This window comes from Vibrio celticus (assembly GCF_024347335.1).
In the GTDB taxonomy this organism is placed as follows: Bacteria; Pseudomonadota; Gammaproteobacteria; order Enterobacterales; family Vibrionaceae; genus Vibrio; species Vibrio celticus.
Map to the genome: position 1 here is coordinate 602,790 of NZ_AP025463.1, position 25,049 is coordinate 627,838.

Here is a 25,049-nt window from a genome sequence, read left to right on the forward strand (position 1 = left end):
TGCCAAATCTGTGGGAGTGAACAAGAATGGCGAGTATTGAAGCTGCACTAGCCGAGATCAAACGTGGCGTAGAAGAACTGATTCCAGAAGACGAACTGATTGCAAAACTAAAAGAAGGTCGTCCTTTACGCATTAAGCTGGGTGCCGATCCAACAGCTCCAGATATCCACCTAGGCCATACGGTTATCTTTAACAAGCTTCGTGCTTTCCAAGAGCTTGGTCATGAAGTGACATTCCTTATCGGTGATTTCACTGCAATGGTTGGTGACCCATCCGGTAAAAACTCAACACGTCCACCGCTAAGCCGCGAAGACGTATTGAAGAATGCTGAAACTTACAAAGAACAAGTATTCAAGATTCTAGATCCTGCGAAAACGCAAATTCGTTTCAACTCTGAATGGCTATCTGAGCTTGGCGCTGAAGGTATGATTCGTCTTGCTTCTAACCAAACTGTTGCTCGTATGCTTGAGCGTGATGACTTCAAAAAGCGTTATGCTGGTGGTCAACCGATCGCAATCCACGAATTCATGTACCCACTTCTACAAGGTCACGACTCTGTTGCACTAGAGAGTGATGTTGAGCTTGGCGGTACTGACCAGAAGTTTAACCTTCTAATGGGGCGTGAACTGCAAAAAGCAGCAGGTCAAAAACCACAAGCGGTACTGATGATGCCACTACTTGTTGGTCTAGACGGCGTTAAGAAGATGTCTAAGTCTGCGCACAACTACATCGGTATCAGCGAAGCACCAAACGAGATGTTTGGTAAGATCATGTCTATCTCTGACGATCTAATGTGGAGCTACTACGAGCTACTGTCTTTCCGTCCTCTTGAAGAAGTTGCGGAACTGAAAGCTGGCGTTGATGCAGGTAAGAACCCGCGTGACGTTAAAGTGCTTCTTGCTAAAGAGATCATCGCTCGTTTCCACAGTGAAGCAGATGCAGAAGCCGCTGAGCAAGAGTTCGTTAACCGTTTTGCTAAGAACCAAGTTCCTGATGAAATGCCAGAATTCGAATTCGAAGCTGGTCTGCCAATTGCGAACGTTCTAAAAGAAGCAGGTCTTGTAAACTCGACTTCTGATGCGATGCGTATGATCAAGCAAGGCGCGGCTAAGCTTGAAGGTGAGAAGATTGAAGACAGCAAATTCGTACCTGAAGCAGGTACTGCCGTTTACCAAGTAGGTAAGCGTAAATTTGCTCGTATTACCATTAAGTAATAATGCACATCAATAATTGAACCAAAGGCATCCACGGATGCCTTTTTTATTGACTTAAAATTGACGAAACTTTGAAACGCCTATTGCTACACTATGCGCGCTGTCAAATTGACAGTAATTCTGGAGATTTTTATGAACAATACCGACCATCCTCCTAGTTTGAATGGAGAAGAATAACCTGTCTCGGTATTGATCTATTGTCCTGCCGTTCAGGTAGGGTATCTTTGTTTCCCCCGCATTCTTTTCCACACACTAGATTCTAACAAGTAGACACATTAGTAGCTTTCAGCTCTTGGTGCGCTTAGCTGCACGTTCTTGGTGTATTAACTATAGGCTATTTGTTTTGATGGTCGTTACCTTTGCCAATCGGGAGATTCGCCATGACGGTAATGAACAACACTTTTTTATCTATTGAAGCTCTGTACTCAGAGCAAGACATCCAAGCTGTATCGAATGCATTTCAACAGTACGGACGTGAACAACAAATTAATCTTTTGAACCGAATGCCGCTCGAAGATGCGGTGCTAGTGCTGGGCCAGTGCTCTCTTAGTACGATTCAGACTTTACTTAGTGAGTTAGAAGAGCAGGGCTTTGAGAAGCGCTCTCGACATCTAGCTCACCAACTAGGGCTGATCTACTCAGAGGTAGAACCTCAGCAGGGTTATCTTTCTACTGGTGTCATGAGCCACGTTAGGCAGCGTATCGGTTGGATTATTGCGTTAGCACTATTGGGAATCGTCTCAGGGCTTATCATTGCTCAGTATGAAGACATTCTCAGTCAGTTGGTACTTTTGGCAATCTACATGCCGGTAATTGCTGCTGCTGGTGGTAACACCGGAACACAAGCCGCGACTTTGGTGATTAGAGCCTTAGCCACAGGTGAGTTGAAAAAACGCCAATGGGCTAACGTTCTGTGGAAAGAGTTTAGAGTTGCTATTTGTTTAGCTCTAGCGATTGCCGTAGTGATGATTGGGCGTATTCTGCTATTCAGTGAAAACCAATCGACAGGTGGTTATGACATCAACATGATTGCGTTAGCGATTGCGGTAGCGCTGTTTATTCAGGTGACCATATCAACTGTACTCGGTGGCGGGTTACCGATAGTTGCTAGGCTATTTAAGCTTGATCCAGCGGTGTTAGTGAGCCCAGTGCTTGCTTCGATAGTGGATATCTCAGGAATGTGGATCTACTTCACTGTCGTGAACTCATTCCTAGGAATCGCTTAAAAGCTGATAAAAATAGTTAAATACATCTGAGAAACAAAAATGGTGCTGAATATTGAAGGTCTTCAGCGCCATTTTTGTTATTAAAGTAGAAGTTTACACAGAGCTAAGCATTACTTAGATTTGCTTTGTGTTTGACTGAACTCGACCACATCTTTGTAGAAAGCACGTTCAAACTGGGTGATAGGTGCTTCCACTGGTTTGTCTGGATCTTGTTCTTCAGGGAAGTAATCACGAACAAACTGCACAAACAGAGAGTTTGGTTTTCCCGCCTTATCTAATCCGTATCCCGCCATGTTGTAACTGCCGTATAGAGAACCACTTTTGGCGATAATGTTGCCTTGAATCGGTGCTTTTCTCATGCTTTGACGGTATTTGAGCGTTCCATCAGTGCCAGATGTAGGCATAGCCTCAATCAGGTTGAGCTGTTGATCGTTTTCCCAGATATAACGAAGCACTTGAGCCATGGTCTGTGACCTCATTCGGTTATTTCTGGATAACCCTGAACCATCGACGAGCTGCGCTTTGCTGAGGTCAATATTAGCCTTGGTCAGCAGTATCTGTTTTATTGCTTCAGTGCCGTTATTGAAGCTGCCCGGTTGAACATAAAATGTCGCACCCAACGTTTTAGTTAGATTATCTGCGATAAGGTTATCCGACTTCTTGAGCATGATATCGATCAGTTCAGGAAGCTTTTCTGAGTTGTGACTAGCGACTAACGTGGTTTTGTCTGCTTTCTCTTTTTTACCAATAATCACATCACCTTTTACGTCTATTTTCAGTTCTTTGAGAAGCGACGTAACGACTTGATAGGTGTAAAGTTCTGGATTTTGAATCGCGAACTTGAGTGGCAGTGGCTTTTTACGTTCAACTAAGCAACCAGAGAGCTTGTAAGCGTTATCTGGTGTCGTTATGAGCTCCAAGTCGCATTGTGTAGCCTTCTGCCCAGAGCGAGTTACCGTGGCGGCGGTGGTCGTCACGTCTATCGGATAGTGAGCGGGAATATAAACGCGTGTCGCACCGTTATCTTTTGTATAAATAGAGGCTTGTGCGCAGTTACTGTCTAAGGTCATTGCACTAGAGGGAGCGCTGTAACAAACGCCTAAAATGTCCCAAGGCCAACCAACCGCTCGTTGATAGCCAGTAAAAGCTGAGTTATCGAGGTATAAGTTGCCCTTGATTGTTTTAGATTTCGACTTAGCATATTGATCTAAAAGGTTTTTTAGATGCTCTCTTTGTAGTGTTGGGTCACCACTGAATGCGATCACGACATCTTTATTAGAACGCGCAATGCTGGTCGTGTAGTTAAAATTATCTCCTAACTCCAATTTGGCTGCCAAAGCGGTGACTAGCTTTAACGTACTAGCGGGGGGGTAGAAGGCATCACTGTTGGAATTCATTTTGTCTGAATCGCCTCTCAGGGATTCCAAAATCACACTTGTGCTACTGCCATCAGGTAGTTTATCTAGAGGGAGGTATTCGAAAGCACTAATTGAATAGCTATACAGTGACAAACCACATAGGAGTAAGCTGGATAGAAGGCGCATAGAAGGTTTTCTTGGATGACTGATGTTTTCAGTATACAGATATAAAAAACGCCCGCTATAGAGCGGGCGTTTTGATTCTCAATTAACTAATCAATCAATTAGGTAATCAGAATTAGAAGTCGTAACGTAGACCAATAGCTAGCTCGTCTTCAGCTTGTGCTTTAGTTGCACCTACGTTTACCGCTGTATCAGCTTTACCGAACTTGTCGCCTTCAGAGATAAGGTTGAAGTTGTACGAGATGTACGTACGGAAGTTAGGCTTGAAGTAGTAAGTCGCATCTACAGCAACGTTGTCAGCTGATGTATCACCATCTGTTTCTGCGTTGTTGTACGTTAGCGTGAATGCAGCTTGGTCTAGCGTGTAAGCAGTTGCGAATTCGTAGCCAGTGTAATCACCGTTGTCTTTCGATAGTTCACCATCTGTGAACGTACCAGCAAAGTATAGAGCGTCAGTGCGGTAAGATGCCGCTAGCATGTACTCGTTTTGCTCTGCTTGATCAGCGTAACCAGCACCTAGCTTAAAGCCAGAATCGCCGATTGCGTAGATACCTGATAGAGAGTAGCCGTCTGCTTCGTTATCATCGTAAGAAATTACAGTATCGCCAACTTTGTTTTCTGTACGGTCAGCAAAACGGTAGCTTGCTTTAACTGCTAGGTCTTGGAATTCACCTTTGTAAGAAAGCATGTTGTCTGTACGGTCAGCTGCTTTAATTTTGTATGCCGCTGAGTTACCGTGGTAAGACATGATATCGGTAAAGTCAGTGATTACGCCTAGCGCACCGTCGTTTTTACCGTAAGTTACTTCACCGAATGTACCGCCGATACCAGCGTATGTGTAACGGTTGTCTAGATCAGAACCGTCAGCGTTGTCTGCAGTCGTGAACTCACCTTCGTAAAAACCAACACCGTATAGGCCGTCTTGGATTTCAACTTTACCTAGGAAGTTTAGACGTACACGAGAGTTATCTTGTGCTTTGCCATCTTTTAGAGATAGACGAGCTTCAGCACGACCACCGATCTCTAGAGAAGTGCCGTTTGAGCTGTATACAGATGTACCTTCGATACCACCAGCTTGTTTACCGTCGGCTGCTACTGCGTTAGTAGCAAGAGCTGCAGCAGATACAGCAAGCGCGATCATAGTCTTGTTCATGTTATTATTTCCTAATTACTGTCCATAGAAGTTTTATCAAGGATTTGAACCCTTTTGTGTATTGCCTGTATTAGTCAGGTGTCATAATCATGATTAGAACAGAAGTCTGAAAAATGCCAGTGCAATCCATGGGTTACTTTTTACCTCTAAAGTTCCATAGTTAGTTAGTAAAATGATATAAAACCAAAAAATGAACACTGTTTTATTATATCTCTTGTTGTTTAAGTGGTTGTTTTTAAAATGCTTTTATAAGAGTGTGATCTGTGTTTATTTTGTTTGTTTTTTGTTTTTTTAGGTATTTAACTCTCTACTGATTGATGAGGGAGTTATTATTCATTTTTGTGATGTCTGTAATTTAGACCTAGATAAAGCTTTTATAACGCAAAGTGGAATAAAGGTGATTTAGCCATAAAGTTTGTTTACACTAAGCCAAATCGTTTTGTTTCTATCACCCAATAAATGCGTTGGGTGTATTTATGTTGGCCAAAGAAAGCTTTGGCATAGAGGTAAAAAATGGAAAAGGTTCCAATGACAGTACGTGGCGCTCAACAGCTACGTGACGAATTAGATCGCCTACTTAAGCTACGCCCTGTTATCTCAGCAGCTATTGGTGAAGCACGTGAACTAGGTGACCTGAAAGAGAATGCTGAATACCACGCCGCTCGTGAAGAGCAGGGTATTTGTGAAGCTCAGATCCGTGATATTGAATATAAGCTATCACTGGCTCAGATCATCGATGTAACGCAAATGGATAATACGGGCAAGATTATCTTTGGTACGACAGTGACACTGATTGATGTGGATACTGATGATGAGTTCCGCTACCAAATCGTTTCAGAAGACGAAGCAGACATCAAAACGGGTCGTATTTCTGTGAAATCGCCAATTGCTCGCGGCCTTATCGGTAAAATGGAAGGCGACGAAGTCATGATCTCTACCCCTGGTGGTGACAAAGACTTCGAAATCGACAAAGTAGAATATATCTAATTGAATTTTCTTTGTTTCTGATAAGTAAAAAGGTCGCTAAATGCGACCTTTTTCGTTTCTCACGCTACACTAAAAGATAAGCGCTGTGGCTTCCTATTAGTGAAGTTAGCTTATATTAAGCTCGCTTATTTACGTGGAATCTCGATTTTACGTGCTTCTGACTGACGGAACAGTACTAGAACTTTACCGATAGTCTGTACTTTCTCAGCTTTAGTTTCACGTACAATTGCATCGATAATCAGTTGCTTAGTCTCACGGTCTTCTGATGCAACTTTAATCTTGATCAGTTCGTGGTGGTCTAGAGCTAATTCGATTTCCGCTAGAACAGCTTCAGTAAGTCCATTTGCGCCCATTAGCACAACAGGTTTTAAACTGTGAGCTAGGCCCTTTAGATGCTGCTTTTGTTTGGTACTTAGGTTCATTACGCGGCCAATTTTCTTTACTATTAGGGTTGAAAAAACCTATTTTAACGCCATCTAAAGCTGAAGACTATAATTTATTCAGCAATAAGTACTTTCCTCCAATTTAGGTATCCAATGAGCAAACAGAAACACTCGGCCAGTTCAGGCCGTTGGTTGAAGGAACACTTCGACGACAAGTACGCAAATGAAGCAAGAAAGAAAGGCTATCGTTCACGTGCTTATTTCAAAATGGAAGAGATTCAAACGAAAGATAAATTGCTGTCTCCTGGGATGACCATTGTGGATTTGGGTGCAGCACCTGGCGGTTGGTCTCAATATGCTGCTAAGATTGTTGGAGACAACGGACAAATCATTGCGTGTGACTTGTTACCAATGGATCCGATTGCTGGTGTTAGCTTTTTACAAGGCGATTTCCGCGAAGAAGCTGTGCTAGATGCCTTGTTGGAACGTATACAACCAAACATGGTTGATGTCGTGATGTCAGATATGGCACCTAATATAGCAGGCAACAATTCTGTGGATCAGCCAAGAGCTATGTATTTAGTTGAATTAGCTTTGGATATGTGTCGACAAGTTCTAGCTACCAATGGTAGTTTTGTTGTAAAAGTATTCCAAGGCGAAGGGTTTGACCAATACGTTAAGGACGTCCGCGAGATGTTTAAAACAGTAAAAGTTAGAAAACCCGACTCTTCTCGAGCTCGATCTCGTGAAGTGTTTATCGTAGCCACTGGTTACAAAGGTTAACGATTCTCTTCCAAGAGTGAGAGTTAACAACATGGCTACAGGTTACAAACTGTAGTACCCTACCTTTAATTACAATTAGTTATCGAGAGGCTTACACCTTGAGTGACATGGCAAAAAATTTAATTCTGTGGCTTGTTATCGCGGTAGTGTTGATGTCGGTATTCCAGAGCTTCGGCCCTGGGGAAAGTAACGGCAGAGCAGTAGATTACACCACGTTTGTACAGGAAGTTGGCCAAGGCCAGATTCAAGACGCACAGTTCAATAACAGCGAAATCACTTTCACACGTCGTGGTGGTGGTTCTAAGTATGTAACTTACATGCCTGTTTATGATCAAAAGCTTCTTGATGACTTAATTAATCAAAACGTAAAAGTTCAGGGTACACCACCTGAAGAGCAGAGCTTGCTTGGCACTATCTTCATCTCATGGTTCCCAATGATCTTACTGATTGGTGTATGGATTTTCTTCATGCGTCAAATGCAAGGCGGCGGCGGCGGTAAAGGCGCGATGTCTTTCGGTAAGAGTAAAGCTCGAATGATGAGCGAAGAACAAATCAAAACGATGTTTGCTGATGTTGCTGGTTGTGACGAAGCAAAAGAAGACGTGAAAGAGCTCGTGGACTACCTTCGTGACCCAAGCCGCTTCCAAAAGCTAGGTGGTAAGATCCCGACAGGTATCCTGTTGGTTGGTCCTCCTGGTACCGGTAAAACATTGCTTGCAAAAGCGATTGCTGGTGAAGCGAAAGTACCGTTCTTTACTATCTCTGGTTCTGACTTCGTTGAAATGTTTGTTGGTGTTGGTGCATCTCGTGTGCGTGACATGTTCGAACAAGCGAAGAAAGCGGCACCTTGTATCATCTTTATCGATGAAATCGATGCTGTAGGTCGTCAACGTGGCGCTGGTGTTGGTGGTGGTCACGATGAACGTGAACAAACACTGAACCAGATGCTGGTTGAGATGGATGGTTTCGAAGGTAACGAAGGTATTATCGTTATCGCTGCGACTAACCGTCCAGACGTACTAGACCCTGCATTACTTCGTCCTGGTCGTTTTGACCGTCAAGTTGTGGTTGGTCTACCGGATGTACGTGGTCGTGAACAGATTCTTAAAGTACACATGCGTAAAGTGCCACTATCAGGTGATGTTGAACCATCGTTGATCGCTCGTGGTACTCCAGGCTTCTCTGGTGCAGATCTTGCGAACCTTGTGAACGAAGCGGCGCTATTTGCTGCTCGTGGTAACAAGCGCAATGTATCTATGGTTGAGTTTGAACTTGCGAAAGACAAAATTATGATGGGTGCAGAGCGCCGTTCAATGGTTATGTCTGAAGAAGTGAAAGAGTCAACGGCTTACCACGAAGCGGGTCACGCAATTGTTGGTCGTTTGGTGCCGGAACACGATCCAGTGTACAAGGTGTCAATCATTCCACGTGGTCGTGCGCTTGGTGTAACTATGTACCTACCTGAGCAAGATCGCGTAAGCATGTCTCGCCAACATCTAGAATCAATGATCTCTAGCTTGTACGGTGGTCGTCTTGCTGAAGAACTTATCTACGGTAAAGACAAAGTTTCGACTGGTGCGTCTAACGATATCGAGCGTGCAACTGATATTGCTCGTAAGATGGTAACGCAGTGGGGCTTCTCTGAAAAACTGGGTCCTCTTCTATATGCTGAAGAAGAAGGCGAAGTTTTCCTAGGTCGTGGTATGAGCCAAGCGAAACATGTTTCTGACGATACGACTAAGCTGATCGATGAAGAAATTCGTATTCTAATAGACCGCAACTATGCTCGTGCGAAGCAAATTCTTGAAGAGAACATGGATATCATGCACTCGATGAAAGACGCGCTAATGAAGTTTGAAACGATTGATGCAGGTCAGATTGATGACTTGATGGAACGTAAAGACGACATTCGTGAGCCAGCTGGTTGGGGTGATCAGGCGAAAGCAGAACCTGCGAAGGAAGAAGCTAAACCTGAAGCGAAATCAGAAGAAGCAACAGCTGAACCAAAAGCTAAAGAGTCGAAAATTGAAGAAGTTAAATCTGAAACAGATGATGTTCAAAACAAAGATTCTTAATTGCTAAGCTTTAAATTAAAACCCTGAGTACGCTCAGGGTTTTTCTGTTTCTAGCCCAAGATGTTTTTACCTTTAAGACCCGCCTTCCATGATATTAAAAGCACATAATAAAACGCTCGTTTTAGACCGCCCACATGTGATGGGTATTCTCAATGTTACGCCTGACTCTTTCTCTGATGGCGGAAAATTCAATTCATTAGATAATGCTCTACTGCAAGCAGAGCGAATGATTCAAGCTGGTGTTAGCATTATTGACATTGGTGGTGAGTCAACTCGCCCGGGAGCACCTGATGTACCTTTAGAAGAAGAGCTCGCTCGCGTTATACCTGCCATTAAAGCAATTCGCGCTAAGTTTGATGTGTGGATCTCCATTGATACCAGTAAAGCTGAAGTGATGCGCCAAGCCGTTGAAGCGGGGGCTGATTTGATCAATGATGTGCGCGCACTGCAAGAGCCCGGAGCTCTAGAAGCGGCCGCCGATGCTAATGTGCCAGTTTGCCTGATGCACATGAAAGGTCAGCCAAGAACCATGCAAGCCAACCCAAATTACGATGATGTCCTAACGGATGTTGAAGCGTTCTTAAAAGAAAGGGTGGAGGCTTGTGAGGCTGTTGGTATATCAAAAGATCAGCTGATTCTGGATCCTGGTTTTGGTTTTGGTAAAACCATTGAGCATAATTACCACCTATTAGCGCACCTTGAAAAATTTCACACGCTTGGGTTGCCAGTCTTAGCGGGGATGTCGAGAAAGTCGATGATCTTTAAGCTACTAGACAAAGCTCCAGCCGATTGCATGGTCGCTAGCGTCACTTGCGCGACTATCGCAGCAATCAAAGGCGCACAAATTATTCGCGTTCACGATGTTGAAGATACATTGGAAGCGATGAAAATAATCGAAGTGATGAATAACAATCACTAATCATAATTAAGGAAAATCAATATGTCTGATAAGAGACGTTACTTCGGCACAGATGGTGTACGTGGCAAAGTTGGCCAGTACCCGATTACACCTGATTTTGTTCTGAAGCTTGGCTGGGCTGCGGGTCGTGTTCTTGCGAAGCAGGGCACAAAGAAAGTCATCATTGGTAAAGATACTCGTATCTCTGGCTACATGCTTGAGTCTGCGCTAGAAGCTGGCCTTGCTGCTGCTGGTCTTCAGGCTACGTTTACTGGCCCAATGCCAACACCTGCTGTTGCTTACCTAACTCAAACTTTCCGCGCTGAAGCGGGTATTGTTATCTCTGCATCGCACAACCCTTACTACGATAACGGTATCAAGTTCTTCTCTTCTGAGGGAACAAAACTGCCAGACGATATCGAGTTGGCAATTGAAGCAGAGTTGGATAAAGACATCGAATGTGTTGATTCTTCTGAGCTAGGTAAAGCAGTACGTTTGAACGATGCAGCTGGTCGTTACATCGAGTTCTGTAAAAGTACGTTCCCACATAAAATGACACTGGCCGGCATGAAGATCGTTATCGATTGTGCTCATGGTGCGACTTACCACATTGCACCTGCTGTATTTAAAGAGTTGGGGGCTGAGGTTGTTGCGATTGGTGTTGAGCCAAACGGTACTAACATCAACCACGAAGTCGGTGCGACGGATGTACGTGCTCTGCAAGCAAAAGTGGTTGAAGAGAAAGCGGCCTTAGGCCTTGGCTTTGATGGCGATGGTGACCGTATCATCATGGTTGACGAGCTAGGTAACAAAGTTGATGGTGACCAAATCGCTTACATCATTGCTCGTGATGCACTGCGTCGCGGTGAGTTGAAAGGTGGCGTTGTTGGTACACTAATGACCAACCTTGGTATGGAAAATGGCCTTAAGCAGTTAGGTATTCCGTTTGTCCGTGCTGCTGTTGGTGACCGTTACGTAATGGAACAGCTTCTTGCTAAAGGCTGGAAGATCGGCGCTGAAAACTCAGGGCACGTTATCCTACTGGATAAAGTGACGACGGGTGATGCTATCGTTGCTGCTCTACAAGTGTTGGCGTCAGTTGTTGATAGCGAAATGACACTGAATGAGCTGTCTCAAGGCATGACGTTGTACCCTCAAGTTTTAGAAAACGTTCGTTTCAGTGGAGATTCAAACCCACTTGAAGCCGAAGCGGTGAAAGCAGCGGTTGTTGAAGTAGAAGCAGAGCTTGGCGAGAAAGGCCGTGTGCTATTACGCAAGTCTGGTACCGAGCCACTGCTGCGTGTCATGGTTGAAGGCGAAGATGCAGAGCTTGTTCAAGCGTCTGCGCTTAAGATTGCAGATGCAGTAAAAGCAAACTGCTAATTTAACCTTTTACTTAGCTGGCGCAACGAATAGCGCCCGTGATTAGAAGTGATTGAGTTATCTCACGGTCAAAAGATATAACGGTCAAGAGATATAAAGGTCAAAAGAGACGTAAATGAGTTTTGTGTCGCTTTTGACCTTTTTTTGACCATTCACTTGGTAAAGGCTTATTTTTTAGCAAATTCTCCTTGTCAGCCATCGTCGCATTCGCTAGTATTGCTCGGCCTTCAGTTAGGAGGTCGCTAGCCTTGTTCTTAAAAATAGTTTTTTGAACGGCGCTGGCTCAACAATTAGGAACATAGGTGGAAAAATGTTTACAGTTCTACTTGTGATTTACCTGTTGGCAGCGCTTGGTGTAATTGGCCTAGTGTTGATTCAACAAGGTAAAGGCGCAGATATGGGAGCCTCTTTCGGTGCTGGCGCTTCAAACACTGTGTTTGGTGCTGGTGGCTCAGGAAATTTCCTTACCCGAATGACTGCAATTTTTGCAACTACATTTTTTATCCTTAGCTTAGTGCTTGGTAATATGTCTACACATAAAACTGAGTCACAATGGATTGACCCGACCCAAGGTCAGGTAATTCAACAAGCTGATGATGCAGTGAGTGAAGTTCCGGCGCAAGGCGACGAAATTCCACAATAATCTGTAAAGATTTGATGCCGAGATGGTGAAATTGGTAGACACGCTAGCATGAGGTGCTAGTGCCTTAGGGTGTGAGGGTTCGAGTCCCTCTCTCGGCACCATGTTTACAAACTTGTAAAACATCTTGTTGGGCGTATAATGCTCGCAAGTCGGACGCGGGATGGAGCAGTTTGGTAGCTCGTCGGGCTCATAACCCGAAGGTCGTCGGTTCAAATCCGGCTCCCGCAACCAATTTCAATGCTATTATATAGCTTGTATTGGTAGCAAGTTTGCACAGTGTGAACCTCACTGTGAGTTAAGTGCGATATCGAATATGATGGTACTTAACATATAAGGGTCCAGCAACAAAAACCCCGGCTTATACGGGGTTTTTTGTTATCTAAGCATTTGTAACTGTATTTAGATAATGTTTGCTTGGAATTTAAATTGGGCTTTGAGCCCTTTTTTTGTTTCTGGAGTGGTTAAATGACTGGTTTAGAAAGACAACTTACTGAAATGCTTGACGCTCCAGTAGCAGCATCAGGTTATGAGTTAGTTGGATTAGAATTTATTCGTGCTGGTGAGCACTCAACGCTACGTATTTACATCGATTCACCAAACGGTATCAATGTAGATGATTGCGCTGAAGTTAGTCACCAAGTAAGTGCCGTAATGGACGTTGAAGATCCAATTTCAGTGGCTTATAACCTTGAAGTGTCTTCACCAGGTTTAGAGAGACCACTGTTCAAAGCAGAGCATTACCAACAATTTATTGGTCACGAGGTAAGCATCGTTTTGAAAATGGCTGTCGGCAACCGTCGTAAATGGAAAGGTGATATCCAATCTATCGAAGGCGAGACAGTGAAAGTATTGGTTGAAGGACAAGAAGAAGAATTCGTCCTGAGCAATATTGCGAAAGCTAACCTGATCCCTAAATTTTAGTTCTCCTAGAGAGAAGAGCTTAAGAGGCTAGATTAATGAACAAAGAAATTTTGGCGGTAGTAGAAGCTGTTTCAAATGAGAAAGCAGTTCCTCGTGAGCGTATTTTTGAAGCGCTTGAAATCGCGCTTGCAACGGCAACAAAAAAGAAAAGCGAACTAGAAATCGAAGTTCGTGTTGAAATTGACCGTAAAACGGGTGATTTCGAAACTTTCCGTCGTTGGGAAGCTGTTGAGGAAGTTGAATTCCCAACAAAAGAAATCTCTATTGAAGCTGCAAAGTACGATGACCCAGAGATCGAACTTGGCGGTTTCATTGAAGATGATATCGAATCAGTAACGTTTGACCGTATTACGACTCAAACGGCTAAGCAAGTTATCGTACAGAAAGTACGTGAAGCTGAACGCGCTCAAATCGTTGAGCAGTTCATCGATAACGAAGGCGAGCTAGTAACTGGCGCAGTTAAGAAAGTTAACCGTGACACTGTTATCCTAGACCTAGGTAACAACGCTGAAGCGGTAATCCTTCGTGATGACCAACTTCCTCGTGAAAACTTCCGTCCAGGTGACCGTGTTCGTGGTCTTCTTTACGCAGTTAAACCAGAAGCTCGTGGTTTCCAGCTTTTCGTTACTCGTTCGAAGCCAGAAATGCTAGCTGAACTATTCCGTGTTGAAGTGCCTGAGATTGGTGAAGAGCTAATTGAACTTAAAGGTGCTGCACGTGACGCTGGTTCTCGTGCTAAAATCGCTGTGAAAACAAACGACAAACGTATTGACCCAGTTGGTGCGTGTGTTGGTATGCGTGGCGCACGTGTACAAGCTGTTTCTAACGATCTTGGTGGTGAGCGTATCGATATCGTTCTTTGGGATGATAACCCGGCTCAATTCGTAATCAACGCAATGGCTCCTGCTGATGTTGCTTCAATCATCGTTGATGAAGACGCACACTCTATGGATATCGCTGTTGAAGCGGATAACCTAGCACAAGCGATTGGCCGTAGCGGTCAAAACGTACGTCTAGCTTCTCAACTTACTGGTTGGGAACTGAACGTAATGACTGTTGCTGATCTTGAGAAGAAGCACCAAGAAGAAGCAGTTGCTTCTATTGAAAACTTCATGAAGCACCTAGACATTGAAGAAGACTTTGCTCAAATGCTTGTTGAAGAAGGTTTCTCTACGCTTGAAGAAGTAGCATACGTTCCTGTGAACGAGCTTCTTGAAGTAGATGGTCTAGACGAAGGTATCGTTGAAGAACTACGTAACCGCGCAAAAGACGCACTGACTACTCTAGCGCTAGCGAAAGAAGAAACTTTCGACGGTGTTGAGCCTGCTGAAGACTTACTTGCACTTGAAGGTCTTGAGCGTGAAATGGCTTACAAGCTAGCAGCAAAAGGCGTTGCGACATTGGAAGACCTAGCTGACCAAGGCGTTGATGAACTAGAAGGCATCGAAGACCTAACTGCAGAACGTGCAGGCGAGCTAATTATGGCTGCGCGTAACATCTGTTGGTTCGGCGACGAAGAATAATTCAGCAAGGAGAGAAAGCGGTATGACACAATTAACAGTTAAAGCACTGAGTGAAGAGATTGGTACGCCAGTTGACCGCTTAATTGAACAACTTGCTGATGCAGGCATGAAGAAAGCAGGGTCGGATCAAGTGACTGATTCAGAGAAGCAAACATTGCTAACGCACCTTAAAAAGGAGCACGGCGATACTTCAGGCGAAACAGAACCGACTCGTTTAACTCTTCAACGCAAGACCCGCAGCACGCTAAGTGTTGCCGCTGGAGGCGGTAAGAGTAAGGATGTTCAAGTAGAGGTACGTAAAAAGCGTACTTACGTGAAGCGCAGCACTATTGAAGATGAAGCGAAACGTGAAGCTGAGGAAGTAGCTAATCGTGAAGCGGAAGAGAAAGCACAACGCGATGCTGAAGAGCAAGCGAAACGTGATGCTGCAGAGAAAGCACAGCGCGAAGCCGAAGAAAAAGTAACACGTGAAGCGGATGCAAAACGTGAAGCTGAAGAGAAGGCTCAACGCGCACAAGCTGAAAAGGCTAAAAAAGACATGAATTCAAAAAATGCAGACGCTAACGCACAAGCGAAAAAAGAAGCGGATGAACTTAAAGCTCGTCAAGAGCAAGAAGCAACTCGTAAAGCAGAAGCTGAAGCAGCTAAGCTTGTTGAAGAAGCTCGTAAGTTAGCAGAAGAGAACCAAGAACGTTGGTCTGAAGAAGAGAAGAAGAAGAAAGAGCAAGAGAAATCTGCGGATTACCATGTGACTACTTCTACTTACGCTCGTGAAGCTGAAGATGCGGCAGATAAGAAAGATGAGAAAGCACCTCGTCGTCGCAAGAAGAAAGCAGCTCCTGCTAACCAACCTGCAAACAACCGTGGTGGTCGTAACCAACGTGGTCGTGGCGGTAAAGGTAAGCTTGCTAAACCAACTTCAATGCAGCAAGGCTTCGATAAGTCAGCAACTGTTGCTAAATCTGACGTTGCTATCGGCGAAACTATCGTTGTTTCTGAACTGGCTAGCAAAATGTCAGTTAAAGCAACTGAAGTTATCAAAGTAATGATGAAGATGGGCGCTATGGCGACTATCAACCAAGTGATCGACCAAGAAACAGCACAACTTGTTGCTGAAGAAATGGGTCACAAGGTAATCCTACGTAAAGAAAACGAACTTGAAGAAGCAGTACTAGCTGACCGTGATAGCGATGCTATCGCTGAAGGTCGTGCTCCTGTTGTTACTATCATGGGTCACGTTGACCACGGTAAAACTTCAACACTTGATTACATTCGTAAAGCACACGTTGCTTCTGGCGAAGCTGGCGGTATCACGCAGCACATTGGTGCTTACCACGTAGATACTGACAACGGCATGATCACTTTCCTTGATACTCCTGGACACGCGGCGTTTACAGCTATGCGTGCTCGTGGTGCTCAAGCGACAGATATCGTTGTACTTGTAGTTGCAGCAGACGATGGCGTAATGCCACAAACAATCGAAGCAATCCAGCACGCGAAAGCGGCAGGCGTTCCTCTGATTGTTGCTGTGAACAAGATCGATAAAGAGGGTGCAAACCCAGACAACGTTAAGAATGAGCTAGCTCAATACGACGTTATCCCTGAAGAATGGGGCGGTGAGAACATCTTCGTTCACATCTCTGCTAAACAGGGTACAAACATCGATGGCCTTCTAGAAGCAATCCTTCTTCAGTCTGAAGTTCTTGAACTTACAGCGGTTAAAGAAGGCATGGCGTCTGGTGTTGTTGTTGAATCTCGTCTTGATAAAGGTCGCGGTCCAGTTGCAACAGTACTAGTACAGTCTGGTACTCTAAACAAAGGCGACATCGTTCTTTGTGGTCAAGAGTACGGCCGTGTTCGTGCAATGCGTGATGAAAACGGTAAAGACATCGAAACTGCAGGTCCATCTATTCCTGTAGAAATTCTAGGTCTTTCTGGTGTTCCTTCGTCAGGCGATGAAGCGACTGTTGTACGTGATGAGCGTAAAGCACGTGAAGTTGCGAACTACCGTCAAGGTAAATTCCGTGATGTTAAACTAGCTCGCCAACAAAAAGCGAAACTAGAGAACATGTTCGCGAATATGACGGCTGGCGAAGTTGCTGAGCTTAACGTTGTACTTAAAGCTGACGTTCAAGGTTCTGTAGAAGCGATTGCTGACTCTCTACTGAAACTGTCAACTGACGAAGTGAAAGTGAACATCGTAGGTTCTGGTGTTGGTGGTATTACTGAAACTGATGCAACTCTTGCTGCAGCTTCTAACGCTATCATCCTTGGTTTCAACGTTCGTGCTGACGCAACTGCGCGTAACACGGTTCAGAACGAAAACCTAGATCTACGTTACTACTCAATCATTTACCAACTGATTGACGAAGTTAAACAGGCGATGGGCGGTATGCTTGCTCCTGAATTCCGTCAAGAGATCATTGGTCTTGCACAAGTTCGTGACGTATTTAAGTCGCCTAAACTTGGTGCAATCGCTGGTTGTATCGTTACTGAAGGTACGATTAAGCGTAGCAACCCAATCCGTGTACTTCGTGAAAACGTTGTTATCTACGAAGGTGAACTAGAGTCACTTCGTCGCTTTAAAGATGACGTTCAAGAAGTTAAGAACGGTTACGAGTGTGGTGTCGGCGTTAAGAACTACAACGACGTTCGCGTTGGTGACCAGATCGAAGTATTCGAAATCGTTGAGGTTAAACGTACTCTAGACTAATCAGTCTGTACGACTCGACATATTGACTAAGGTTACTAACATTACTAGTAAAGGTAATAAGTAATCGGTTGTTGAATACACCATGGGGGGCTGGTAATTACCAAGCCCCCCATCTTTCTAAGTGAGAAAAGAAAATGTCAAAAGAATTTAGCCGCACACAACGTGTGTCTCAGCAGCTTCAAAAAGAGCTTGCGCTTATCCTACAACGTGAAGTTCGTGACTCACGTATCGGTATGGTAACTATCTCAGACGTAGAAGTGTCTCGTGACCTTGCTTACGCAAAAGTGTTCGTGACTTTCCTATGTGTTGGTGAGCAAACTCCTGAATCATGTCTTAAAGCTCTTAAAGAGCATGAAGTGCCAGTTCGTATGGCTCTTGGTAAGCGTATTCGCCACCGTCTAACGCCTGAAGTTCGTTTTACTTACGACAACACACTAGTAGAAGGCATGCGTATGTCTAACCTAGTAAGTGAAGTTCTGAACGACGACAAGCGTAAGCAAGAAGAAGCTGGCCGCACTGACGAAACTCAGTCTAAGGGCGAAGAGTAATGGCTCGCCGTCGTAAAGGTCGCCCTATCAACGGGGTAATTCTATTAGATAAGCCGACGGGCATTTCGTCTAATGATGCACTGCAAAAAGTAAAGCGTATTTACTTTGCAGAGAAGGCAGGGCACACCGGTGCTCTGGATCCTCTTGCGACTGGCATGCTGCCAATTTGTCTTGGTGAAGCGACGAAGTTCTCTCAGTTTCTTCTAGATTCTGATAAGCGCTACGTTGTTATCGCTAAGCTTGGTGAGCGTACCAATACCTCTGACTCCGATGGTGAAGTGGTAGAGACACGTGATGTTAACGTGACTCAAGAACAGCTTGAGCGTTGCATTGCGAGCTTCAAGGGTGAAACCGATCAGATACCATCAATGTTTTCGGCATTGAAGTATCAAGGTAAGCCTTTGTACGAGTACGCACGTGCAGGTATCGATGTTCCTCGTGAGTCTCGTAAGATCACTGTGTACTCAATTGAACTGCTTCGCTTTGAAGGTGATGAAGTTGAAATGGAAGTGCATTGTTCGAAAGGCACATACATCCGCACAATTACCGACGATCTTGGTGAGATGCTAGGTTGTGGTGCCCACGTGACTATGCTTCGTCGTACAGGTGTTGCAAAGTACCCATACGAGCGTATGGTTACTTTGGAGCAGTTAAACGAGATCCTAGAGCAAGCACAGACGCAAGAAATTGCACCGAAAGAGCTGCTTGATCCTCTGCTGATGCCAATGGACACTGCTGTTGAAGACTTACCAGAAGTGAACCTGAACGCGGAACTGACTGACTTAGTTCAGCACGGTATGCCAGTTCAGGTTGCTGGTGCGCCAACGGAAGGCACGGTTCGTATGACAAGTGGCGAAGAGAAGCTGTTTGTCGGCGTTGCTCAGATTGCTGAAGATGGCCGAGTTGCACCGAAGCGTTTGGTTGTTTTCAGAGATGAAGAGCCACAAGCGTAGCGCTTACATAGTGTCTGATCTTAGCGCTGAGTCGTGAAAAGCGAGCAGATAAGACAGAAAGCGAACGCCTAATTTAGGTGGTTCGCTTTTTTCGTTTTTAATGGGTTCGATTGTTATTGCACCAACTGACAAACTTCCCTATAATCCTCGGCTCGCGTAGCGGCTGAATCAGAGATTGGCTGCTACAAATATAAACTTACTCTTATCAGGAGAGAATTATGTCTCTGAATGCAGAAACTAAAGCAGCAATCGTTGCAGAATACGCACAATCTGAAGGCGACACAGGTTCACCAGAAGTACAAGTAGCACTACTTACTGCTTCTATCAACCACCTACAAGGTCACTTCAAAGCGCACAAACACGATCACCACAGCCGTCGTGGTCTACTACGTATGGTTTCTAGCCGTCGTAAGCTTCTTGATTACTTGAAAGGCAAAAACCTTGCTCGTTACCAAGACCTAATCAAGCGTCTAGGCCTACGTCGCTAATAGCGATGTCTGCAAAGACAGTTTGAAGAAAAGGAGCATTTATGCTCCTTTTTTTGTGCCTGTAAGAAAATGCTAGGCTGGATGCTCAGAATATCATCTGGCTTTTTCTGATAGGAAATATATCTCCTAATAAAAATAGTTTATACTACGCCCGCCTATAGCGTTTTCAGCGTTTGGCAATCAACCTCTCAAGAGATTACAGTCACAGATGTCGGCCAATAGGTCGCGACTATTCAAAGGCGGATTTGGTCCTAATTCGGCGTATGAACACATACAAAGAGTCACCATCCTAAGTCCCTTTTCACTAGTCGCGATTGGTAATGTCTTGAGTCATTATTCACTTAATCTAAAGTCTGACTTTAGAGCTAAGGATATACAATGTTTGAAAAACCAGTTGTAAAATCGTTCCAGTACGGTAACCACACCGTTACTCTAGAAACGGGCGTAATTGCACGTCAAGCTACTGCTGCTGTAATGGCGACTATGGACGATACATCAGTATTCGTTTCTGTTGTTGCTAAGAAAGAAGCAGTTGCAGGTCAAGACTTCTTCCCACTAACAGTAAACTACCAAGAGCGTACATACGCTGCGGGTAAAATCCCTGGTGGTTTCTTCAAGCGTGAAGGTCGTCCATCTGAAGGCGAAACACTAACAGCTCGTCTGATTGACCGTCCAATTCGTCCACTTTTCCCAAGTGCGTTTAAAAACGAAGTTCAAGTTATCGCTACGGTTGTTTCTATCAACCCTGACGTAAACCCAGACATGATCACTATGATCGCAACGTCTGCTGCACTTGCTATCTCTGGTGCTCCATTCAATGGTCCTATCGGTGCTGCACGTGTTGGTCACATCGACGGCGAACTTGTTCTTAACCCATCAAATACTGAGCTTGAAAACTCTAAACTAGACCTAGTTGTGTCTGGTACAGAAGGCGCAGTACTTATGGTTGAATCTGAAGCAGATAACCTATCTGAAGAAGAAATGCTTTCAGCTGTTGTTTACGGTCACGACCAACAACAAGTTGTAATCAAAGCAATCAACGAGTTTGCTGCTGAAGTTGCAACTCCATCTTGGAACTGGGAAGCGCCAGCAGTTAACACTGAGCTTAAAGCTCAAGTTGCTGAACTTGCTGAAACTCGTCTATCTGACGCGTACCAGATCACTGAGAAAATGGCTCGTTACGAGCAAGTTGGCGCAATCAAGAACGACGTTGTTGAAGCTCTAATTGCACAAGACGAAAACCTAGATGAGCGCGAAATCCGCGGCATGCTTGGTTCTCTAGAGAAAAACGTAGTACGTAGCCGCATCATCGCTGGCAACCCACGTATCGATGGCCGTGAAAAAGACATGGTTCGTGCGCTAGACGTACGTACTGGTGTTCTTCCACGTACACACGGTTCTTCTCTATTCACTCGTGGTGAAACTCAAGCACTTGTTACTGCAACGCTTGGCACACAACGTGATGCTCAAATCATCGACAGCCTAATGGGTGAGAAGAAAGACAACTTCCTTCTACACTACAACTTCCCTCCATACTGTGTAGGTGAAACTGGTTTCGTTGGTTCTCCTAAGCGTCGTGAAATTGGTCACGGTAAGCTTGCTAAACGTGGTATCCAAGCAGTAATGCCTTCTGTTGAAGAATTCCCATACACAGTTCGTGTTGTATCGGAAATCACAGAATCTAACGGTTCTTCTTCAATGGCTTCTGTATGTGGTACATCTCTAGCTCTTATGGATGCTGGTGTTCCAATCAAAGCTTCTGTTGCGGGTATCGCAATGGGTCTTGTTAAAGAAGGCGACGATTTCGTTGTTCTTTCTGACATCCTTGGCGACGAAGATCACCTAGGTGACATGGACTTTAAAGTAGCAGGTACTAACGCTGGTATCACTGCACTTCAAATGGACATCAAGATCGAAGGTATCACTAAAGAGATCATGCAAATTGCACTTAACCAAGCGCAAGGTGCACGTAAGCACATCCTTTCTGTAATGGATGAAGCTATCTCTGGTGCTCGTGAAGATATCTCTGAATTCGCTCCACGTATCCACACAATGAAAATCAGCTCTGATAAGATCAAAGATGTTATCGGTAAAGGCGGCGCAGTTATCCGTGCTCTTTGTGAAGAAACGGGTACTACAATCGAAATCGAAGACGATGGCACAATCAAGATTGCTGCTACTGAAGGCGCAGCTGCTAAAGAAGCTATCCGTCGTATCGAAGAGATCACAGCTGAAGTTGAAGTTGGCCGCATTTACCAAGGTAAAGTTGCTCGTCTAGCTGACTTCGGTGCATTCGTTACTATCCTTCCAGGTAAAGATGGTCTAGTACACATCTCTCAAATCGCTGACAAGCGCGTTGAGAAAGTGTCTGACTACCTAACTGAAGGTCAAGAAGTTCCTGTTAAGGTTCTTGAAATTGACCGTCAAGGCCGTGTACGTCTAAGCATGAAAGAAGCAGTTGAAACGCCAGCTGAAGGCGAAGCACCTGCTGCTGAGTAATTCTCAGTGTGTCGATGGTGATATCGCTTTTTAGTGATTTCTAACCTATCGTCAACAAAGCATGTTATAAAGGGGAGCATATCGCTCCCCTTTTTTATTGCGGTCATAACAGGAGTAATTATTTGTGAAATGGTTTCAAACCGCGAGTATGTGTTTACTGCTTGTACTAACAGGTTGTGCGACAACATCAGATAACACCTCACGTTGGGTTTATCCACCGATGGCTGTGCCACTGCAACCAAGCGTTCAGCAAGAAGTTCAAATTGCACGTCTTAGTCAGTTATTACAGCGCCCAGATTTGAACGATGAAGTTCGAGCTAAGATGCTGTTTGAACGTGGTAACTACTACGACAGTGTTGGCCTGCGTGATCTCGCGCGTCTCGACTTCAACCAATCTCTTTCATTGAACCCTGCTCAACCTGATATCTTTAATCTTTTGGGTGTTTACTTTACGCAGGTAGGGGAGTTTGATGCAGCTTATGAATCTTTTGATTCTACGTTAGAGCTTGATCCTGCAAACTCTTACGCAGAAAGAAACCGCTCTATCGCGCTTTATTATGGCGAGCGTTACGACTTAGCCAATGAAGAGATGATGAAGCACTATGCCGATGATCCTAGCGATCCGTTTCGCGCTCTGTGGTTGTACATCATTCAGCATGAGCTAACGCCAGAACAAGCTAAGCTTGATTTACAAAAACGTTATGAGAGCCGTGATGAGCAGTGGGGCTGGGTATTAGTCGCGATTATGCTTGATGATATTACTGAAGAGCAGGCTTTCAAGGCGATCTTAACCGGTACTCGTGACAACACGTTACTTGCGCAGCGCCTAACAGAGACGTACTTCTACCTTGCTAAGCGTTACCATATGAATGGTGACTACGCGAATGCTATCTCTTTGTACAAGTTAGCGGTTTCTTTTAACGTGTATGAATACGTAGAACACCGTTACTCTTTCTTAGAGTTAAGCCGTATCTTCACCACGCTCAAAGCCGAACACTTAGCGCAAGTTAAGCTGGCTGAGGCCGAAGAAGAAGCCAACGCTAAGTAAGCAACACATTTTGATTCCGAAAAGCCGCTGCCTGTCAGCGGTTTTTTTATGCTCCTTTTTTATGATCTTCATCTCGTTTTGATTGCTTTTTATTTAAACAACACTAAAATAGTTAGCCTTGCTAACTAAATGCCATTTTTGATTAGGTGAGTATGCTGAACCAGAATTTAGAAAAGATTGAGCGCTTCGCCTCTAAGATATGGCGCACTCAGGTAAATGAAGATCCTATTTGCCAATTGAGCTTCAATGAGTATGACTATTTGAAGGTCATCCAAGCCTCTCCTGAACCGATCCGATTGACTGATCTGGCGATTGAAATGCAAGTAACCAAACCTTCAGCAACCACTATGGTTCAAAGGCTTGAGAGAAAGGGGCTTGTGGAGCGTAAAGCTTCGCTCGAAGATGCTAGGTCTAAGTTGGTCGTATTGACCAGCAAAGCTGAAGTGGGCTTGGAAGAAGAAAGTAAGATCTATCAGGTCATGGCACAGATACTGGAAAGTCGTTTGTCTGAGCAAGAATCTCAGCAGCTAAACTTATTATTAAATAAAGCTTTGAAGTAAATATTTAGATATTTAGTTAGCCTTGTTAACTAATTTTTCGAGTCATATCTTGTTGATATGCGACTCACAAATGAAAGTAGAATAAGAAATGAGTAACTCAATTAGTCGCCAGTTTTGGCGATACACAATCCCTACTGTGGCAGCCATGTTGGTTAATGGCCTGTACCAAGTGGTGGATGGCATCTTCATCGGCCGCTATGTGGGGGCTGATGGTCTTGCAGGTATCAATGTTGCGTGGCCTGTGATTGGTTCGATTCTCGGTATTGGTATGTTGGTGGGTGTGGGCACAGGTGCGCTTGTCTCGATTCGCCAAGGTGAAAAAGATACTCAAGGCGCTAAACAGATCTTAGCAACGGGCTTAACCTTGTTGTTAGCGATAACGCCTATTGTCTCTGCATTGCTGTTCTTGTTTGCTGATAACTTCTTGCTTTGGCAGGGCGCTGAAGGGCGAGTGTATGAACTTGGCCTGCAGTACTTACACATTCTGATTGGTGCCAGTGTCTTCACGTTAGGTTCGATCGCGATGCCGTTTTTACTGCGTAACGATGATAGCCCTAATCTAGCGACGATACTGATGATTGTTGGTGCGGTGATTAACATCGTACTCGATTACCTGTTTATCGCGCTCTATGGCTGGGAGTTGATGGGTGCAGCATTAGCAACAGCGATTGCCCAGTTTGTAGTAACGGCTCTCGGCTTGGCTTACTTCTTCTCACGTCGAGCAAACCTACGTTTACGTTGGAATGAGTTGAGACTGAAGCTGGATGTGATTCCACAAATCTTCGCCATTGGTACATCAAGCTTCTTTATGTACGCTTATGGTTCGATGATGGTGGCGCTGCACAATGCGTTGTTCTCTCAATATGGCGACCAGTTGATGATTGGTGCTTACGCTATTTTGGGCTACATCGTGACAGTTTATTACCTCACAGCGGAAGGTATCGCCAACGGCATGCAGCCATTGGTGAGCTACAACCATGGTGCGCGTAACCAAGCGAACATCCGTAAGTTACTTAAGATAGCGATGATGAGTTCGGTATTGATTGGTGTGGCTTTCGTGCTGCTTTTGAACGCGTTCCCACGTGAGTTTGTATCAGTATTTAACTCAGACGAACCTCAGTTAGTTGAGTACACCGTGTTGGGTATTCGACTTCACATGTTTGCCTTAGCGCTGGATGGCTTCTTGGTAGTCGCAGGTGCTTACTATCAGGCAGTGAACAAGGGCAGCAAGGCGATGTTTGTGACGATAGGTAACATGCTGATCCAGTTACCTTTCTTGTACATTATGCCTAAGTTGTACGGTGTGCCGGGGATCTGGATTGCGTACCCACTGTCTAACATCGCACTAAGTGTGGTGGTGATGGTAATGCTTTACAAAGACTTAAAGAAGCTCGATGCCTCACCGATGGAAACAGCGACGGCATAGGTCGTGTTTCTTAAGTCGAATTAAAAAGGTCTAGCGAATGCTAGACCTTTTTTGTATCTGTTGCTGGTTAGTTCAATGCGAGGA

General features: G+C 44.6%; 21 protein-coding genes and 2 tRNA genes. 20 read left to right on the top strand and 3 right to left on the bottom strand.

Going from position 1 to position 25,049, the window contains the following annotated elements:
* Positions 1-26 precede the first annotated feature (26 nt).
* Together tyrS and OCV19_RS02930 are read left to right on the top strand one after the other, a co-directional pair.
* Positions 27-1,214, top strand: coding sequence for a tyrosine--tRNA ligase (gene tyrS, locus OCV19_RS02925; protein ID WP_065676709.1), 1,188 nt, complete (start codon positions 27-29; stop codon positions 1,212-1,214).
* Between the two features lie 380 nt (positions 1,215-1,594).
* Positions 1,595-2,440, top strand: a complete 846-nt coding sequence (locus tag OCV19_RS02930) for a magnesium transporter (RefSeq protein ID WP_017068902.1) — start codon at positions 1,595-1,597, stop codon at positions 2,438-2,440.
* Between the two features lie 110 nt (positions 2,441-2,550).
* Here the strand turns inward: OCV19_RS02930 and dacB are convergent, their stop codons facing one another.
* Both dacB and OCV19_RS02940 read right to left on the bottom strand, forming a co-directional pair.
* Positions 2,551-3,984 carry a serine-type D-Ala-D-Ala carboxypeptidase gene (gene dacB / locus OCV19_RS02935; RefSeq protein ID WP_065676710.1) on the bottom strand — a complete coding sequence of 478 codons (1,434 nt, stop codon included), beginning with the start codon at positions 3,982-3,984 and terminating at the stop codon, positions 2,551-2,553.
* 112 nt (positions 3,985-4,096) lie between these two features.
* Complete coding sequence (locus tag OCV19_RS02940; protein ID WP_065676711.1) at positions 4,097-5,134, bottom strand: porin; 1,038 nt, start codon at positions 5,132-5,134, stop codon at positions 4,097-4,099.
* A 513-nt stretch (positions 5,135-5,647) separates the two neighbouring features.
* On the opposite strand from OCV19_RS02940, the gene greA reads away from it, so the two are divergent.
* Positions 5,648-6,121, top strand: coding sequence for a transcription elongation factor GreA (gene greA, locus OCV19_RS02945; RefSeq protein WP_017059397.1), 474 nt, complete (start codon positions 5,648-5,650; stop codon positions 6,119-6,121).
* A 125-nt stretch (positions 6,122-6,246) separates the two neighbouring features.
* Here the strand turns inward: greA and yhbY are convergent, their stop codons facing one another.
* Positions 6,247-6,543, bottom strand: a complete 297-nt coding sequence (yhbY, locus tag OCV19_RS02950) for a ribosome assembly RNA-binding protein YhbY (RefSeq protein WP_004738252.1) — start codon at positions 6,541-6,543, stop codon at positions 6,247-6,249.
* A gap of 114 nt (positions 6,544-6,657) precedes the next feature.
* Between yhbY and rlmE the strand changes: the two genes are divergently transcribed.
* The 17 genes from rlmE (at position 6,658) to OCV19_RS03035 (ending at position 24,965) form a co-directional block, all read left to right on the top strand.
* Entirely contained in the window at positions 6,658-7,287 is a 630-nt protein-coding gene (gene rlmE / locus OCV19_RS02955; RefSeq protein WP_017059396.1) for a 23S rRNA (uridine(2552)-2'-O)-methyltransferase RlmE, read from the top strand.
* A 107-nt stretch (positions 7,288-7,394) separates the two neighbouring features.
* The gene (gene ftsH / locus OCV19_RS02960; RefSeq protein ID WP_065676712.1) at positions 7,395-9,362 is read left to right on the top strand and encodes an ATP-dependent zinc metalloprotease FtsH; all 1,968 of its coding nucleotides are present in this window, start codon (positions 7,395-7,397) and stop codon (positions 9,360-9,362) included.
* An 88-nt stretch (positions 9,363-9,450) separates the two neighbouring features.
* Positions 9,451-10,281 (top strand): dihydropteroate synthase, encoded by an 831-nt coding sequence (gene folP / locus OCV19_RS02965; RefSeq protein WP_065676713.1) that lies wholly within the window; start codon positions 9,451-9,453, stop codon positions 10,279-10,281.
* Positions 10,282-10,302: 21 nt separating this feature from the next.
* On the top strand, positions 10,303-11,643 hold the full coding sequence (gene glmM, locus OCV19_RS02970) for a phosphoglucosamine mutase (protein WP_050651777.1): 1,341 nt from the start codon (positions 10,303-10,305) through the stop codon (positions 11,641-11,643).
* 310 nt (positions 11,644-11,953) lie between these two features.
* On the top strand, positions 11,954-12,286 hold the full coding sequence (gene secG / locus OCV19_RS02975; protein WP_017059392.1) for a preprotein translocase subunit SecG: 333 nt from the start codon (positions 11,954-11,956) through the stop codon (positions 12,284-12,286).
* Positions 12,287-12,302: 16 nt separating this feature from the next.
* Positions 12,303-12,387, top strand: a tRNA-Leu gene (locus OCV19_RS02980).
* A gap of 53 nt (positions 12,388-12,440) precedes the next feature.
* Positions 12,441-12,517: transfer RNA gene (locus OCV19_RS02985), tRNA-Met, on the top strand.
* Between the two features lie 234 nt (positions 12,518-12,751).
* Positions 12,752-13,207: a ribosome maturation factor RimP gene (rimP, locus tag OCV19_RS02990; RefSeq protein WP_004738265.1), complete on the top strand. Its 456-nt coding sequence runs from the start codon at positions 12,752-12,754 to the stop codon at positions 13,205-13,207.
* Positions 13,208-13,242: 35 nt separating this feature from the next.
* The gene (gene nusA / locus OCV19_RS02995; RefSeq protein ID WP_010436132.1) at positions 13,243-14,730 is read left to right on the top strand and encodes a transcription termination factor NusA; all 1,488 of its coding nucleotides are present in this window, start codon (positions 13,243-13,245) and stop codon (positions 14,728-14,730) included.
* A gap of 22 nt (positions 14,731-14,752) precedes the next feature.
* A complete protein-coding gene (infB, locus tag OCV19_RS03000) occupies positions 14,753-17,443 on the top strand; it encodes a translation initiation factor IF-2 (protein WP_065676714.1) in 2,691 nt (896 codons plus the stop codon).
* 134 nt (positions 17,444-17,577) lie between these two features.
* Positions 17,578-17,991: a 30S ribosome-binding factor RbfA gene (rbfA, locus tag OCV19_RS03005; protein ID WP_017065964.1), complete on the top strand. Its 414-nt coding sequence runs from the start codon at positions 17,578-17,580 to the stop codon at positions 17,989-17,991.
* Positions 17,991-18,944: a tRNA pseudouridine(55) synthase TruB gene (gene truB / locus OCV19_RS03010; RefSeq protein WP_065676715.1), complete on the top strand. Its 954-nt coding sequence runs from the start codon at positions 17,991-17,993 to the stop codon at positions 18,942-18,944. Before rbfA ends, truB begins: the two co-directional genes overlap by 1 nt.
* Before the next feature lie 218 nt (positions 18,945-19,162).
* Positions 19,163-19,432: a 30S ribosomal protein S15 gene (gene rpsO / locus OCV19_RS03015; RefSeq protein WP_010436144.1), complete on the top strand. Its 270-nt coding sequence runs from the start codon at positions 19,163-19,165 to the stop codon at positions 19,430-19,432.
* Positions 19,433-19,810: 378 nt separating this feature from the next.
* A complete protein-coding gene (gene pnp / locus OCV19_RS03020) occupies positions 19,811-21,931 on the top strand; it encodes a polyribonucleotide nucleotidyltransferase (protein ID WP_019819855.1) in 2,121 nt (706 codons plus the stop codon).
* A gap of 124 nt (positions 21,932-22,055) precedes the next feature.
* Positions 22,056-22,979: a lipoprotein NlpI gene (gene nlpI, locus OCV19_RS03025; protein WP_048605659.1), complete on the top strand. Its 924-nt coding sequence runs from the start codon at positions 22,056-22,058 to the stop codon at positions 22,977-22,979.
* A gap of 152 nt (positions 22,980-23,131) precedes the next feature.
* Positions 23,132-23,539 carry a MarR family winged helix-turn-helix transcriptional regulator gene (locus tag OCV19_RS03030; protein ID WP_017056675.1) on the top strand — a complete coding sequence of 136 codons (408 nt, stop codon included), beginning with the start codon at positions 23,132-23,134 and terminating at the stop codon, positions 23,537-23,539.
* 88 nt (positions 23,540-23,627) lie between these two features.
* Complete coding sequence (locus OCV19_RS03035; protein ID WP_050633591.1) at positions 23,628-24,965, top strand: MATE family efflux transporter; 1,338 nt, start codon at positions 23,628-23,630, stop codon at positions 24,963-24,965.
* The last annotated feature ends 84 nt before the right edge of the window (positions 24,966-25,049 follow it).